Annotated in this window: 13 protein-coding genes; 7 read left to right on the top strand and 6 right to left on the bottom strand. The window is 67.9% G+C overall.

Translation table 11 applies throughout. The features are described from left to right. Window positions 1-163: 163 nt before the first annotated feature. The 3 genes from ACUSIJ_RS17745 to ACUSIJ_RS17735 form a co-directional block, all read right to left on the bottom strand. A complete protein-coding gene (locus ACUSIJ_RS17745) occupies window positions 164-1,645 on the bottom strand; it encodes a site-specific DNA-methyltransferase (RefSeq protein WP_449309743.1) in 1,482 nt (493 codons plus the stop codon). A gap of 149 nt (window positions 1,646-1,794) precedes the next feature. Then, on the bottom strand, window positions 1,795-1,920 hold the full coding sequence (gene ykgO / locus ACUSIJ_RS17740; RefSeq protein ID WP_449309742.1) for a type B 50S ribosomal protein L36: 126 nt from the start codon (window positions 1,918-1,920) through the stop codon (window positions 1,795-1,797). A gap of 196 nt (window positions 1,921-2,116) precedes the next feature. Beyond that, a complete protein-coding gene (locus tag ACUSIJ_RS17735) occupies window positions 2,117-2,752 on the bottom strand; it encodes a J domain-containing protein (RefSeq protein WP_449309741.1) in 636 nt (211 codons plus the stop codon). Window positions 2,753-2,875: 123 nt separating this feature from the next. Here ACUSIJ_RS17735 and ACUSIJ_RS17730 point away from each other — a divergent pair, with 123 nt between their 5' ends. From ACUSIJ_RS17730 to ACUSIJ_RS17720, 3 genes are all read left to right on the top strand, one after another. Further along, window positions 2,876-3,199 (top strand): BolA family protein, encoded by a 324-nt coding sequence (locus tag ACUSIJ_RS17730; RefSeq protein WP_449309740.1) that lies wholly within the window; start codon window positions 2,876-2,878, stop codon window positions 3,197-3,199. 206 nt (window positions 3,200-3,405) lie between these two features. Then, the gene (locus tag ACUSIJ_RS17725) at window positions 3,406-4,764 is read left to right on the top strand and encodes a D-alanyl-D-alanine carboxypeptidase family protein (protein WP_449309739.1); all 1,359 of its coding nucleotides are present in this window, start codon (window positions 3,406-3,408) and stop codon (window positions 4,762-4,764) included. 122 nt (window positions 4,765-4,886) lie between these two features. Continuing rightward, window positions 4,887-6,062 (top strand): CobW family GTP-binding protein, encoded by a 1,176-nt coding sequence (locus tag ACUSIJ_RS17720; protein ID WP_449309738.1) that lies wholly within the window; start codon window positions 4,887-4,889, stop codon window positions 6,060-6,062. Between the two features lie 106 nt (window positions 6,063-6,168). Here the strand turns inward: ACUSIJ_RS17720 and holA are convergent, their stop codons facing one another. The 3 genes from holA to leuS are packed head-to-tail and all read right to left on the bottom strand — an operon-like array spanning window position 6,169 to window position 10,409. Then, complete coding sequence (holA, locus tag ACUSIJ_RS17715) at window positions 6,169-7,206, bottom strand: DNA polymerase III subunit delta (RefSeq protein WP_449309737.1); 1,038 nt, start codon at window positions 7,204-7,206, stop codon at window positions 6,169-6,171. Window positions 7,207-7,210: 4 nt separating this feature from the next. Then, on the bottom strand, window positions 7,211-7,771 hold the full coding sequence (gene lptE / locus ACUSIJ_RS17710; protein WP_449309736.1) for an LPS assembly lipoprotein LptE: 561 nt from the start codon (window positions 7,769-7,771) through the stop codon (window positions 7,211-7,213). After that, entirely contained in the window at window positions 7,758-10,409 is a 2,652-nt protein-coding gene (gene leuS, locus ACUSIJ_RS17705; protein WP_449309735.1) for a leucine--tRNA ligase, read from the bottom strand. The genes lptE and leuS overlap by 14 nt, the downstream gene beginning before the upstream one ends. A 255-nt stretch (window positions 10,410-10,664) precedes the next feature. Here leuS and ACUSIJ_RS17700 point away from each other — a divergent pair, with 255 nt between their 5' ends. From ACUSIJ_RS17700 to ACUSIJ_RS17685, 4 genes are all read left to right on the top strand, one after another. Continuing rightward, the gene (locus ACUSIJ_RS17700; RefSeq protein ID WP_449309734.1) at window positions 10,665-11,414 is read left to right on the top strand and encodes a YggS family pyridoxal phosphate-dependent enzyme; all 750 of its coding nucleotides are present in this window, start codon (window positions 10,665-10,667) and stop codon (window positions 11,412-11,414) included. Between the two features lie 224 nt (window positions 11,415-11,638). After that, a complete protein-coding gene (locus ACUSIJ_RS17695) occupies window positions 11,639-12,202 on the top strand; it encodes a F0F1 ATP synthase subunit delta (protein WP_449309733.1) in 564 nt (187 codons plus the stop codon). Beyond that, window positions 12,202-13,731: a F0F1 ATP synthase subunit alpha gene (gene atpA / locus ACUSIJ_RS17690; protein ID WP_449309732.1), complete on the top strand. Its 1,530-nt coding sequence runs from the start codon at window positions 12,202-12,204 to the stop codon at window positions 13,729-13,731. Before ACUSIJ_RS17695 ends, atpA begins: the two co-directional genes overlap by 1 nt. 61 nt (window positions 13,732-13,792) lie before the next feature. Beyond that, complete coding sequence (locus ACUSIJ_RS17685) at window positions 13,793-14,671, top strand: F0F1 ATP synthase subunit gamma (protein ID WP_449309731.1); 879 nt, start codon at window positions 13,793-13,795, stop codon at window positions 14,669-14,671. The last annotated feature ends 42 nt before the right edge of the window (window positions 14,672-14,713 follow it).

Here is a 14,713-nt window from a genome sequence, read left to right as displayed (position 1 = left end):
CCGCATTGTCAAAAGAGGCCGACGCCGCGCTGCCCGGCGGCATAAGCCTTGCCCGACGGCATCTTTGGGCCGCCGCATCATGGCGGTGGGCGATTCGCACGCATGATGCATCCGCACAACAGTGTTGTATGGATACGACAAGCCCGGCGGCGAGTCAGCAGTTTTATCCCGGTGCGGCGATTTTATGCCCTGCTTGTGCCGATGCACCCGCTTGCCGGCGGGGTTTCTGTGCCTCGTGGGCCTCGACCCGCAGCACATGAAAGCGCGTATCGGCGCTGGCGCCTTCCTCGTCAAGCTCCCGCGCCACCCGTTCCAGGCGTTCGAGCGCGATGGCGAAGATCGTCGGATAGCCGGCCTCCCAGGCAGCCGACGTGCGCCAGCCGATCTTGTCGCTGCCCTGGTCGCTGCCTTGGCCGCCGCCGTTGCCGCGCGGCTGGCGCGTGGGCTCGGGCGACTGCACCAGAATGAAGCGCCGCCGGATGCCGCGGACGCTGTCGGCGCGCCACAATCCGTGGGCGGTGGAGCCGGAGCCGGCGAAGAAGTCCATCACCACGTCGCCGTCGCCGGTGACCAGATCCGCGAGATAGGCGATGAGGCCGGAGGGCTTGGGGTAGGGCATGAGGTCCGCCCCGAAGAGCCGGCGCAGCTCGGCCGTGGCGTCCTCGTTGGTGGGCACGCCGTTGGTGCGGTAGGAGAGCAGGCTCGCCGTCTTCTTGCGCGCCGTCGAGAAGGTGACGAGATTGGGCCGGAACGGGGCCTTGCGGATGGTGATGCGCGCGCCCTCGCGCACCAGCGCGTCGAGGGTGTCCTGCGCGTAGCGCCATTCGCCTTCCAGCCGGAAGGCGTCGCGGTTGACCCCGCCCGCGACCTCGACGGGGTCTAGAAGCCGGGTGCGGATGTTGCCCCCTGACATGTCCTGCGCCGGGATGAGGCCGTCGCCGCAGCCGAAGGAGACGGCGCCGGCGGGGAAGGTGAGCACCCTGAGCCCGTTGCCGGCGTTGTTGAACGGGTATTTCTTGCCCTGGGTCACCGTGCCGGCGGCGAACGCCGGCGCCCGGCCGCGGTTGCGGGCGAAGCAGACGATGAACTCGGTGATTCGCCCCATCTGCGCGTCGAGGAACGAGGGCTTCTTCTTGCGCTCCCAGATCAGGTGGCCGCAGAAATTGTCATTGCCGAAAATCTCCCGCCCGAGCTGGGTCAGCGCATCGAGCTCCTCGTCGCCGATGCTGATGAAGATCACGCCGTCCTCGCGCAGCATCTCGCGGGCGAGGAGGAGGCGCGGCGTCATCATCGACAGCCAGGCCGCGTGGGCCGACACCCAGTCCGCTGCACCCGGAATGCGGAAATTGTCCTTGTAGAGCAGCTGGTTGCCTGTGTTGTAGGGCGGGTCGATGTAGATCAGCTTCACCCGTCCGCGCCAGTCCGGCAACAGCAGCTTCAGGGCGTCGAGGTTGTCGCCCTCGATGAGCAGGTTGCCGTCCAGCGCGCCGGCCTCCGCGGCGAGCCTCGCGGAGACGGGCGTGGAGGCTTCCCGCCACGCCTCGTCCTTGCCCGGCCAGATCAGCCCGTATGCCGGCGGCGGCGCAATCGCGGGCTGTGCGGCCCCTGTCTGCGCGGGCGTAATGTCGGGCTGGCGGCTTGTCACCCTGCGGCTGCTCTCGCTGCTCCCCGGATCGATTCCCGGGCGGAATCAAATGAAAACGGCCCCCGGAAACATCCGGAGGCCGTCAGAATATCGTGGCTCCCGCCTTCGGGATATGCATCGGCTTTCGCCTTGCGGCGAGAGACGAGGCATCAACCCTGACGCGCCTTGTAGCGCTTCTGGGTCTTGTTGATGACGTACACGCGGCCCTTGCGACGCACGAGCTGGTTGTCGCGATGACGGGCGCGGAGCGATTTCAGCGAATTGCGAATCTTCATCGAACCGTTCTCCGTCCGGCGCAGCCCAAGGCCTGCCGGTCAAAAATAGATCCGGTCGCCACAGAATCTGCAGCCACCGGAAAACCATGATCATTTCAGATGCGAGTACGTAGCCGCTCCCGCCCGCCGCGTCAATGCCCTGTCCGCGGTTTGCCGGCGATATTTTGCCCGGCCGGCGCTTTGGCGGGCGGGCTTTCTACACCAGCCCGATGGCCTTGAGCGTGTTGTAGGCCTGCAGGATTTCCTGCAGCCGCTCCTCGAACGAGCGGTCGCCGCCATTGGCATCGGGATGGAAGCGCTTCACCAGCAGCTTGTAGCGCGCCTTGATCGTCGCGGCGTCGACGCCGGCGTCGAGGCCGAGCTGGTCGAGCGCCCGGACCGCGGTGCTCGACAGGCGCGGGCGGGCATCGTCGGGCGCGCTGCGCGGCTGCTGCGGGCGAGCGCCGAAGAGCCCGAACGAATCGTCGATCTCGTAGGCGTCCGCGCCCGGTCTGCCGGTCCCTTCGCGCCGGGTGCGCAGCCCCTCGCGCGTTGCCGGGTTCACGCCCATGGCCCATGTCGGCCTGTGGCCAGTGGCCGCGGCCTTCTGATAGGCGGCGACGTCGCTGTCGCTCATGCCGTTGAAGTAATTGTAGGACTGGTTGTAGGCGCGCACGTGCTCCAGGCAGAAATGCCAGTACCGTCCCTCCTGCCCGCGTCCCTTGGGAGCGCGGAAGGTGCCCGGTTCGGTGCATCCCGGATGCTCGCACGTCATCGCCGCCGGGGAACTGGCGTCCTCGGCGCGGCGTGGGTGGGTGCGGATTCGGTCGAAAAGGCGTGAGTTGAGATTCATGAGCGTGCGTTTATGAGACCGTATTTATGGAGAAGGGCTCCTCGCTGGACAAGACCTGATGAAACACGACAATGGCTAATCCGAGGATAACCGAGATCGCGAAAAACGACAGGGGCGACAAACATGACACGGCAAGAAATTTCCGCCGCGAGGACCGGAAGCGACACCAGAGAGACCCGGATCGCCCGGATCCTCGAGGCGGCGCTGCTGCCCGAGGTTCTGGAGATCCGTGATGAATCGCACCGGCACGTCGGGCACGGCGGTTGGCGCGAGGGCGGCGAGACCCACTATGCGATCCGCGTCGTGGCCTCCGCCTTCGCCGGCAGAAGCCGCGTCGACCGGCACCGGCAGGTGAACGCCCTGCTGGCGCAGGAGTTCGCCGCCGGCCTGCACGCGCTGGCGGTGACCGCGCTCACGCCCGAGGAGGCGGCGCGCAAGGCCACCTAGGCGCTTCCCCGCGGACATGCCGTTGCCGCAATGCGGTGGCAGCGATCCGGCATGACCGGACCATTCGGACGGTTCGGGCAAGAGTTGAGTCGGGCAAGAATCGATTCGAGCAAGAATCGGTTTGGACAAGAATCGGTTTGGGCATGGCGCCGGAAGCGGCTATCATGCCGCTCCGTGAACGCAGCAACGGCCAGCCTGGAAATAAGATGACCCGCGGAATGTTCAAGACACTGCGCAGGATGGCGTTTGTCGCTGCGCTGTCGCTCGCCCCGTTGGCGACGCCGGCAAGCGCCGGCCCGGCGCTGCTCGTGGATGCGGCCAATGGCCGCGTCCTGTATGAGGAACAGGCGTCCGATCCCTGGTATCCGGCGTCCGTCACCAAGCTGATGACCACGTATGTCGTGCTGAAGCAGATCCGCGCCGGCAGGCTGTCGCTCGACACGCCGTTCAAGGTGTCGGCCAATGCCGCGAAGACCCAGCCTTCCAAGATGGGCTTCAAGCCGGGCACCGTGCTCACCATCGACAACATCCTGAAGATGATGCTGGTCAAGTCCGCCAACGACCTCGCCGTCGTGCTGGCCGAGGGCGTCGGCGGCAGCGTCGAGGGATTCGCGGCGGCCATGAACGCCGAGGCGCGCCGGCTCGGCATGAACGACAGCAATTTCGTCAATCCGCATGGGCTGATGGACCCGCGCCAGCGCACGACCGCCCGCGACATGGCGATTCTGGCGCGCGCGCTGCTCGCCGACTTTCCGCAGTTCCAGCCCTATTTCGGCATCGGCGGCGTGCAGCTCGGCAAGCAGATCCACCGCAACACGAACGGCCTCATCGGTCGCTATCCCGGTGCCGAGGGCATGAAGACCGGCTTCATCTGCGCCTCGGGCTTCAATGTCGTCGCCACCGCGCGGCGCGGCAACAAGCGGCTGATTGTCGTGCTGCTGGGCGAGCCCAACGCCGCGCGGCGCACCATCCGCGCCGCGGAACTGTTCGACCGCGGCTTTGCCGGACGGCTCTCCGCCTCGCGCCGTGTCGAGGATATCCCCACCGGCAGCCGGTCCGCGCCGCCGAACCTGCGCCAGACGGTCTGCGGGCCCAACCGCAACAATCTCGTCGATGACGACAATCTGGCCACCGCCGCCGCCAGCGCGTCTGCCGACGGGTCGTCCGTCCACTCATTCTTTGCCGGTGAGGCGCAGTGGCGTCCCACGACCGTCGTCGAGGGCGAGAAGCCGGGCACGCTGATCCGGCGTGCCGACATTCCGCCGATTCCCGTGTTCACGGGGCCGGCCAGAGGGGCACCCCAGCAGGCGGCGAGGGAGACGCCGCGAGAGGCGGGGAACGTCGCTGCCGTGCCCGCCGTCGCGCCGTCCCCGGCGGTGACGCCGGCGGCGCCTCCCGTCCCCGAGGCGGCGCAGGCGTTCGTGGCCCCCGAGCCCGCCGACGTCCCGCTCGACGGCGCGGCCCCCATCGCGCTGCAGGGCGCCATCGGGCACGGCACCCCTTCGAAGACCCAGCCGGCACGCCGGAACGTCCATAACACGCCCCTGCCGCCGCCGCGTCCTTGAGGGCACGGGGATCAATGGCGGGCGGAGGGCGGGTTCGCACCTCAGGCTTCAAGGCCATCTTCCATCGTTATCCGGGCGAGGCCTGTTGGCAGGATCGGCCGCGCCGGCAGATCGAGACGACAATGACCCTTTCATCGACATCATCCGCGCCCCGGCCGACGGGCCCTCTCCCACCTTTGCCGCTCGTCGTGATCACCGGCTTTCTCGGCGCCGGCAAGACGACGCTGCTCAACCGGCTCCTGAAGGATCCCGCCCTTGCCGAGACGGTGGTGATCATCAACGAGTTCGGCGAGATCGGCCTCGACCACCTGCTGGTGGAGAGCGCCGACGAGGGGATGTTGCTGCTGGCCTCCGGTTGCCTGTGCTGCTCGATTCGCGGCGATCTGGTCGCCACCCTCGAAGACCTGCTGCGCCGGCGCGACAACGGCCGTATCGCGCCCTTCAAGCGCGTGGTGATCGAGACCACCGGCCTTGCGGATCCGGCCCCGATCCTGCACACGCTCATCTACCATCCCTATCTCGGCCTGCGCTTCGCGCTCGACGGGGTGGTCACGCTCGTGGACGCGGTCAACGGCGCGCATACGCTCGACACCCACCCGGAAGCGGTCAAGCAGGCCGCCGTCGCGGACAGGCTGGTGCTGACCAAGACCGATCTGCTCGCCGGCGATGCGCGGGTGGAGGCCTTGCGCGCCCGCCTGCGCCGCCTCAATCCCGGCGCGCCCGTCCTCGACGCGGCGCAGGGCGAAGCGGCGGCGGCGCGGCTGCTTGACGCCGGGCTCTACGACATCGACGGCAAGATCGCCGACGTGCGCGGCTGGCTGAGCGCCGAGTCGTTCAACGACCCGCACGATCACGATCACGATCATCACCATCACGGCCACCATGATCATGACCACGACCACGACCATCATCACCATGATGTGAACCGGCATGATGCGCGCATCCGCGCGTTCTGCCTCTCGACGCCCGAGGCGATCGGACGCGGCCGGTTCGAGGCGTTTCTCGATCTGCTGCGTTCGGCCCACGGGCCGAATCTGCTGCGCGTCAAGGGTATCGTGAAGCTCGCCGACGACCCCGGCCACCCCGTCGTGGTGCAGGGCGTGCAGCACCTGTTCCACGCGCCCGTGACGCTGCCCGCCTGGCCGGATGGCGATCACACGACGCGGCTGGTGTTCATCCTGCGCGATCTCGACGAGGCCTTCGTGCGCCGGCTATGGAGCGCCTTCACCGGCGAGCCCCGTGTCGACGGTCCGGATGCGGCCGCGCTGACCGACAATCCGCTGGCGCTGAGGCGGTAGAGCAAAATGCATTAAACCTGAATCGCCATTTTGCTCTATCTCTTTGTTTGTGCATCAAATTTGTCCAAAAAGCGGTATCCATTCTTTGGTTTGATGCCCTAGCGGATCAGCCGCGCGCCGCCGCCCGTCTGGCACCGAGCGCGATGGTCCACAGCGTCTTCTGCGCCAGTTCCGGCGCCAGCGCCGCATTGCGGCGGGTGTTCGCGGTGGCCGTTCCCAGCTCGCGGACGATGCGTGTCAGGTCCGCGCCGGTCCACAGCCGCAGGTGGCGCTCGACGGCGGCCTTGCGCTTGAAGTGCAGCGCACGCATGCCCTCCATTGCCGATGAGGGCGTCTCCCCGCCCGCCTCGATGGCGTGGCGGGCGCGGGCAAGCGCGAGGGCGTGGCGCAGCACGAAGCCGAGCAGCACCCCGGCGTCGAAGCCTTCACCCATCAGGCGGGTGAAGGCGTGATCGAGGGCGGGCAGATCGCCGCCGAACGCCGCGTCCACCACCGCATCCACGGCGAGCGCCGAGACATCGCCGACGACGGCGTGCACGTCCGCCAGCGTCACCTCGCTGGCGCCGCGCGCATAGAGCGCGAGCTTGTCGAGTTCCGCCCGGCTCGCCACCCGGTCGGCTCCGAGCAGGGACATGAGCGCCGCCCGCGCGTCGCGCTCGATGGCGAGGCCGTGCTCGCGCATCGTGCTGTCGATCAGGCCGCCGATCTCGCGCGCGCCGTCGGCGTAGCAGGGAATGGCGAGCGCGGTGGGCGAGCGTTCGCAGAGCGTGCGCAGCGGCGACGAACGCTGCAGGTCGCCCGCTTCCACCACGACCACGGCATCCTGCGGCGGGGCGGCGAGCAGCGGCGTGAGCGCGGGCGCGAGGTTGCGGCTGGTGGCGCCGACGCGAATTGCCCGCCGGCCGCCGAAGAGGCCGATGGTGTTCGCTTCATCGAGCAGCCGCAGGGGATCGGCCGCGACCTCGTCGCCATCGAGCCGCACCATCTGGAACGGATCGGCGGGATCGTCGACGGCGCCGTCCGCCAGACGCCTGGCGCGCTCGGAGACGAGGCCTGTGTCCGGGCCGTAGATGAGGAACACGGCCGCTTTGGGATCGGGGCTCGCCAGCACGCGCTCGACGTCGCCCGCCTTGACGGCAACCATCCGGTCAGGGCCCCGCGGCGATCTTGCCGGCGGCGAACTGGGCCGCGAGGCGGGTATGCATCTGATCCGCAAGCGCCTGCGCCACGCGGATCTGCGCATCGCGCGCGGCCCTGAGCGAAGCGAAGCGCTGGGGGGTGCGGTCATAGGCCGACGACGCGACCGCCTCCCCTGCATAGAGCGGCTCGCCGCCGCCCGCCGGCAGCAGGCGGAAATCGGCCCGGCCCGTCAGCAGCGCGGCCTCGGCGTTGCCCGTCGAGGTGTTGACGATGGTCGAGGTCACCGATTCCCGCACCGTCGTCTCCAGCCGGAACTGCTTGGGCGCCTTGTCCGGCGCGCCGCCCGAGAGGCGGTAGGTCAGCTCCGACTGCGTGTAGTAGGCCATGCGGGAGTTGTCGTGATTGCCGGGGTTGATGGTCGCGACCTCGATGCCCGCGAGCTTGTCCTGCACGCGCGTGCCGTCCTGCGACACGCCGTGCAGCGGCCGGAAGCAGCCGCTGAGCGCGGCGGCCAGGATGACGGCGGCCGCAAGCCGGGGCAGAAGGCGGAGATTGTCAGACCACGACATTGACGATCCTCTGCGGGACGATGATGATCTTGCGCACGGGCCGTCCTTCCGCCGCGCGCTGGACGGCGTCGAGCGCCAGAACCGCCGCCTCGATGCTGGCCTCGTCGGCGTCGCGCGCGATTTCGATGTCGGCGCGCTTCTTGCCGTTCACCTGCACGGGCAAGGATATCACATCCTCCACCGTGAGCGCGCGGTCGGCCGCCGGCCACGGCGCCTGCGCCACGAAGCCCTCGTTGCCGAGCGCCGTCCAGCATTCCTCGGCGAGATGCGGCATCATGGGGGCTGAGATCTGCGTCAGGAAGCCCGCTGCCTCGCGCACCGCCGCGACCAGCGCCGGGCTCGCGCCGGCCTTGCGGGCGGGCACCAGTGCATCCTGCAGGGCGTTGGCGAGTTCGTAGATCTGCGCCACGGCGCGGTTGAAGCGCAGACGCTCGATGTCCTCCTCCACGACGATCACGGCGCGGTGGGCGGCCTTGCGCAGCCCGAGCGCCGCCGCCTCGTCACCGACGCCGTCGGTCGCGGAGAGATGCGCCGCCTCCTGCACCAGCCGCCACAGGCGCTGCACGAAGCGGTGCGCGCCCTGCACGCCTTCCTCCGTCCAGATGAAGTCGCGCTCGGGCGGCGAATCGGAGAGCATGAACCAGCGCGCGGTGTCGGCCCCGAACGTGCCGATGATCTCGTCCGGGTCGATGACGTTCTTCTTCGACTTCGACATCTTCTCGATCGAGCCGATCTCGACCGGCTCGCCGGTGCCGATGTGGAAGGCGCGCCGCACGTCGCCCTCGCCGGTCTCGAAACGCACCTGCGCCGGCTCGACCCACGCGCGGCTCGCGTCGCGGTAGGTCTCGTGCACGACCATGCCCTGGGTGAAGAGGCCGGCGAACGGTTCCTTCACTGCCAGATGCCCCGTCGCCGCCATGGCGCGGCTGAAGAAGCGGGAATACAGGAGGTGCAGGATGGCGTGCTCGATGCCGCCGATGTACTGGTCCACCGGCAGCCAGTGGTCGGCGACCGCGGGGTCGGTCGGCGCCGCCTCGTTCCGCGGGTCGGTGAAGCGGACGAAGTACCAGGACGAATCGACGAACGTGTCCATGGTGTCGGTCTCGCGCCGCGCCTGCGCACCACACTGCGGGCAGGCCACGTGCTTCCACGTCGGGTGCCGGTCGAGCGGGTTGCCGGGCATGTCGAAGGTCACGTCCTCGGGCAGCTTCACCGGCAGGTCGCTGTCCGGAACCGGCACCGGGCCGCACGTCTCGCAATGGATGACCGGGATCGGGCAACCCCAGTAGCGCTGGCGCGAGATGCCCCAGTCGCGCAGGCGGAAGTTGACCTTGCGGACAGCGACGGGCGCGCCGCCCCGTATCTCCTTCTCCAGCCGCGCGGCAACCTCCTCCTTGGCCTGCGCGATGGTCAGACCGTCGAGGAAGCGCGAGTTGATCAGCACCCCGTCATCGGTGAAGGCCGTATCGGTGATGACGAAGGTCGCCGGATCGACGCCCGGCGAAAGGAAGCCCGGCGGGCAGACGACGGGCGTGTTGCCGAGCCCGTAGGCGTTGGAGAAGTCGAGGTCGCGCTGGTCGTGCGCCGGGCAGCCGAACACGGCGCCGGTGCCGTAGTCCATGAGCACGAAATTCGCCACATAGACCGGCAGCTTCCAGCCCGAATCGAAGGGATGCAGCACGGAAAGGCCGGTGTCGAAGCCCTTCTTCTCCGCCTTCTCCAGCGCCTCGGCGGCGGTACCCATATGGTGGCATTCGTCGATGAAGGCGGCGAGCGCAGCGTTGTCCGCCGCCAGCGCCTTCGCGAGCGGATGGTCGGCCGAGATGGCGAGGAAGCGCGCGCCGAACAGCGTGTCGGGGCGGGTGGTGTAGACCTCGACCTCGTCGAAGCCCGCCGGCGTGCCGGAGGGATCGAGCGCGAAGCGCAGCGCCAGGCCCTCGGAGCGGCCGATCCAGTTGCGCTGCATGAGGCGCACCTTCTCCGGCCAGCGGTCGAGGGTGTCGAGAGCGGCGTTGAGATCTTCGGCGTAGTCGGTGATCTTCAGGAACCACTGGGTCAGCTCGCGCTGTTCGACGAGCGCGCCCGAGCGCCAGCCGCGCCCGTCGATGACCTGCTCGTTGGCGAGCACGGTATGGTCCACCGGGTCCCAGTTGACCTTGGCGGTCTTGCGGTCGACGAGGCCGGCCTTGAGGAAATCGAGGAACAGCTTCTGCTGGTGCTTGTAATAGGCGGGGTCGCAGGTGGCGAACTCGCGGCTCCAGTCGAGCGACAGGCCCATGGACTGGAGCTGCTTGCGCATCGCGGCGATGTTGGCGTAGGTCCATTGCGCCGGATGGACCTTGTTTTCCATGGCGGCGTTCTCGGCCGGCATGCCGAAGGCGTCCCAGCCCATGGGGTGCAGCACGTTGAAGCCCTTCGCCCGCTTGTAGCGCGCCACCACGTCGCCCATCGTGTAGTTGCGGACATGGCCCATGTGGATGCGCCCCGACGGATACGGAAACATCTCCAGCACGTAATAGGGCGGACGCGCGTCGTCGTTGCGGGTGCGGAAAAGCCCTTTCGCCTCCCAGGCTGCGCGCCACCGGGGCTCGACGTCCTTGGGGTTATACCGTTCCGTATTCGCTTGGTCCGCACTCATGGTCTGCTATCTTGGTCCGACTCTTGGTCTTGCTATCTGGAATCCGCTGTCGCACATCGTAGCGGCCGCCGGGCCGCATGAAAACGCTGCTCCCGCACAATAAGACTTCCGTCTGCGGCGGAAGCGCGGCGCATGTCGCGCAGGACTAGGGCACGAATGGGCGATGCCGTCAACGTGCTGTCAGTGTTCCGCCGCATGCTGGAAGGGCCCGCGGAGCAAATGACGGGGAACCGATGCAGACAGGACACCAATCCGATGAATGACAGGCCGGATGACCTCGCCGCCCATTCGGGCACCGGGCTTGCGGGCAATGGGCATTCGGCGGCCGAGCGCCTCGCTGCGGTGCGGGATGCCATCGCCCGCGCCGCCCGGGAAGAGGGGCGCGATCCCGACGACGTGACCCTGATCGCGGTGTCGAAGACGTTCGGGCCGGAGGCGATTCGGCCCCTGCTCGAAGCGGGCCAGCGCGTGTTCGGCGAGAATCGCGTGCAGGAGGCGAAGGAGAAATGGCCGGCGCTGAAGCGCGACTTTCCCGATGTGCGGCTGCACCTGATCGGGCCGCTGCAGACCAACAAGGTACGCGACGCCGTGACGCTGTTCGACGCCATCCATGCGCTCGACCGCCCTTCGCTGGCAAAGGAGCTGGCCAGGGAATTCGCCAGAGAGCGGGACGGTCGGGGCGGCGCGCCCCTGCCCGATCTGTTCATCCAGATCAACACCGGCGAGGAGCCGCAGAAAGCAGGCGTCACGCCGCAGCTCGCCGATTCCTTCATCCGCGAATGCCGCGAGGAACACGGGCTGGAGATCCGCGGGCTGATGTGCATTCCCCCGGTCGACGAGCCGCCGTCGCCGCATTTCGCGCTGCTGCGCAGGATCGCCGGAAGAAACGGTATCAAGGCGTTGTCCATGGGCATGAGCGGCGATTTCGAACAGGCGGTGATGCTCGGCGCAACCCATGTGCGCGTGGGCTCCGCCCTTTTCGGCGCCCGCCCGCGCGCGGGCTGAAGCGGGGGGCGGGACAGGCCGGGCGTGGCGCGTGTGCAACGAAGTGGCCGGATTGTGACATGCCGGGTTGCGCGGCGCTCAAGCCTATGTTAGGGCACGCCCAATCAACGGGAAAGCGGACCGCGTTCCCGTTCCCACCACAGAGTTTGCAGGCGAGCGGATGTGTGCGGTGACCCTTGCGGGTCTGTTGCGCCATATCCTCTCGATCAACCGGAGAGGGGCCCGTGTCACAAGGCGGATCGATCGTTTCCGGCGTCGCGGGACGCTATGCCACCGCGCTGTTCGAGCTGGCGGCTGAAGAAAAGAACATCGACGCCGTCAGCGCCGACCTCGATCGGTTCGACGCCCTCGTCGCCGAGAGCGCGGATCTGGCGCGGCTCGTGCGGGTGCCGGTGTTCACGGCCGAGCAGCAGCTCGCCGCCATCAGCGCCGTTCTCGACAAGGCCGGCATCGGCGGCCTGGCGGGCAACTTCATCCGGCTCGTCGCCTCCAAGCGCCGTCTCTTCCTCGTTCAGGAGATCATCAAGGCCTACAAGGCGCTCGTGGCCGAGAGCCGCGGCGTCGTGCGCGCCGAGGTGACGCTCGCCGAGGAGCCGTCGGCGAAGGTGCTCGAGGAGATCAGGACGTCTCTTGCGGGCGCCGCGAAGGGTGGCGAGATCGTTCTCGACGTCAAGGTCAACCCCGCCATTCTCGGCGGGATCATCGTCAAGCTCGGCAGTCGCCTGGTCGACGCGAGCCTGCGTTATAAACTCAATTCTATCCGTCTCGCGTTGAAAGAGGTCGGCTGATGAGCATCCGTGCGGCGGAGATTTCCGCAATTCTCAAGGAGCAGATCAAGAACTTCGGTCATGAGGCCGAGGTCACAGAGGTCGGCCAGGTTCTCTCGGTGGGCGACGGCATCGCCCGCGTCTATGGTCTGGACAACGTCCAGGCCGGCGAGACGGTGGTGTTCGAATCGGGCGTGCGCGGCGTGGCGCTCAACCTCGAGACCGACAACGTCGGCGTCGTGGTGTTCGGCAACGACCGCGACATCTCGGAAGGCGAGACCGTCAAGCGCACGGGCTCGATCGTGGACGTTCCGGTCGGCCGTGGCCTGCTCGGCCGCGTCGTGGACGGCCTCGGCAACCCGATCGACGGCAAGGGTCCGATCGAGGCGACGGAGCGCCGCCAGGTCGACGTCAAGGCGCCCGGCATCATTCCGCGCAAGTCGGTGCACGAGCCGATGGCGACGGGCCTCAAGGCCATCGACGCGTTGATCCCGATCGGCCGCGGTCAGCGCGAGCTGATCATCGGCGACCGCCAGACCGGCAAGACCGCCGTGGCGCTCGACACGATCCTCAACCAGAAGCCGATCAACCAGGGTGACGACGAGAAGGCGAAGCTCTACTGCGTCTATGTCGCCGTCGGCCAGAAGCGCTCCACCGTCGCCCAGTTCGTGAAGGTGCTGGAGGAGCACGGCGCGCTCGAATATTCGATCGTCGTCGCCGCGACCGCCTCCGACCCCGCGCCGCTGCAGTACATCGCCCCGTTCGCGGGCGCGGCCATCGGCGAGTATTTCCGTGATAACGGCCTGCATGCCGTGATCGTGTTCGACGACCTGTCGAAACAGGCCGTCGCCTACCGCCAGATGTCGCTGCTGCTGCGCCGTCCGCCCGGACGCGAGGCCTATCCCGGCGACGTGTTCTACCTGCACTCCCGCCTGCTGGAGCGCGCCGCCAAGCTCAACGAGGACAACGGCCTCGGCTCGCTGACGGCGCTGCCGATCATCGAGACGCAGGCCAACGACGTGTCGGCCTACATCCCGACCAACGTGATCTCGATCACCGACGGCCAGATCTTCCTTGAGACGGACCTGTTCTACCAGGGCATTCGCCCGGCGGTGAACGTCGGCCTGTCGGTGTCGCGCGTGGGCTCCTCCGCCCAGACCAAGGCGATGAAGAAGGTTGCCGGCAAGATCAAGGGCGAGCTCGCCCAGTACCGCGAGATGGCGGCGTTCGCCCAGTTCGGCTCGGACCTCGACGCCGCGACCCAGCGCCTGCTGAACCGCGGCGCGCGCCTGACCGAGCTCCTGAAGCAGTCGCAATTCTCGCCGCTCAAGAACGAGGAGCAGGTCGTCGTGATCTATGCCGGCGTCAACGGCTATCTCGACGTCATTCCGGTGGCGAAGGTGCGCGCGTTCGAGGACGGCCTGCTCGCCGCCCTGCGGTCGAAGCATGCCGATATCCTGGAAGACATCCGCGTGACCAAGGACCTCACGGATGCGACGGCCGCCAAGCTGAAGGCCGCGGTCGAAGAGTTCGTCCGCACGTTCAACTGATCGGGTACGGGATCCGGGTCGTGGCCTTGGGCCGCGGCCCGCGAGGGAGACAGGCGCAACCATGCCGAGCTTGAAGGATCTGCGTAACCGCATCGCCTCCGTGAAGGCGACGCAGAAGATCACCAAGGCCATGCAGATGGTGGCTGCGGCGAAGCTTCGCCGCGCCCAGCTCGCGGCCGAGGCCGCGCGGCCCTTCGCCGAGCGGATCGACCGCGTGCTCGCCAACCTGGCCGGGGGCATCGGGCCGGGCGAGGGCGCGCCGCCGCTGATCGCCGGCACGGGCAAGAGCGACGTCCATCTCCTGATCGTCGCCACCGCCGAGCGCGGGCTGTGCGGCGGTTTCAACTCCTCGATCGTGCGTCTGGCGCGCGAGCACATCCAGTCGCTGCTTAGCCAGGGCAAGACGATCAAGATCATCACGGTGGGCAAGAAGGGCGCGGACATCCTGCGCCGCCAGTATGGCGACTATATCATCGAATCCATCGAGCTGCGCGACGTCAAGACGCTGACGTTCGACGTGGCCGACCGGCTCGGCAAGAAGCTGATCGCCGCCTACGAGGCCGGCGAGTTCGACGTCGCGACGCTGTTCTACTCGCAGTTCCGGTCGGTGATCTCGCAGATCCCGACCGCCCAGCAGATCATCCCCGCGCAGCTGCCGGAGCGGACGAAGAACGGCGACGTCGAGGCCGTCTACTCCTATGAGCCGAACGAGGAGGAGATCCTCGAGACGCTGCTGCCGCGCAACGTCTCGGTGCAGGTCTTCCGGGCGCTGCTGGAGAACGCCGCTTCCGAACAGGGCGCGCGCATGTCGGCCATGGACAACGCCACCCGCAACGCGGGTGAGATGATCAGGAAGCAGACGCTGATCTACAACAGGTCGCGTCAGGCGATCATCACCAAGGAACTGATCGAGATCATCTCCGGCGCAGAAGCGATCTGACCGGCGATCCGAGCGGGTGCGCGCGGCGCTCCCGAACAATGG

Source organism: Pseudochelatococcus sp. B33, assembly GCF_053570585.1.
Note: the sequence above shows the minus strand (reverse complement) of the source record. Positions and strands in the feature narration are given on the sequence as shown.

What these genes read in the sequence shown, in the direction of transcription:
- ykgO (WP_449309742.1), bottom strand. Translation starts at nt 1,920, where the DNA reads ATGAAGATTCGCAATTCGCTGAAATCGCTCCGCGCCCGTCATCGCGAC.
- ACUSIJ_RS17735 (WP_449309741.1), bottom strand. Translation starts at nt 2,752, where the DNA reads ATGAATCTCAACTCACGCCTTTTCGACCGAATCCGCACCCACCCACGC.
- ACUSIJ_RS17730 (WP_449309740.1), top strand. Translation starts at nt 2,876, where the DNA reads ATGACACGGCAAGAAATTTCCGCCGCGAGGACCGGAAGCGACACCAGA.
- ACUSIJ_RS17725 (WP_449309739.1), top strand. Translation starts at nt 3,406, where the DNA reads ATGACCCGCGGAATGTTCAAGACACTGCGCAGGATGGCGTTTGTCGCT.
- ACUSIJ_RS17720 (WP_449309738.1), top strand. Translation starts at nt 4,887, where the DNA reads ATGACCCTTTCATCGACATCATCCGCGCCCCGGCCGACGGGCCCTCTC.
- holA (WP_449309737.1), bottom strand. Translation starts at nt 7,206, where the DNA reads ATGGTTGCCGTCAAGGCGGGCGACGTCGAGCGCGTGCTGGCGAGCCCC.
- lptE (WP_449309736.1), bottom strand. Translation starts at nt 7,771, where the DNA reads ATGTCGTGGTCTGACAATCTCCGCCTTCTGCCCCGGCTTGCGGCCGCC.
- leuS (WP_449309735.1), bottom strand. Translation starts at nt 10,409, where the DNA reads ATGAGTGCGGACCAAGCGAATACGGAACGGTATAACCCCAAGGACGTC.
- ACUSIJ_RS17700 (WP_449309734.1), top strand. Translation starts at nt 10,665, where the DNA reads ATGAATGACAGGCCGGATGACCTCGCCGCCCATTCGGGCACCGGGCTT.
- atpA (WP_449309732.1), top strand. Translation starts at nt 12,202, where the DNA reads ATGAGCATCCGTGCGGCGGAGATTTCCGCAATTCTCAAGGAGCAGATC.
- ACUSIJ_RS17685 (WP_449309731.1), top strand. Translation starts at nt 13,793, where the DNA reads ATGCCGAGCTTGAAGGATCTGCGTAACCGCATCGCCTCCGTGAAGGCG.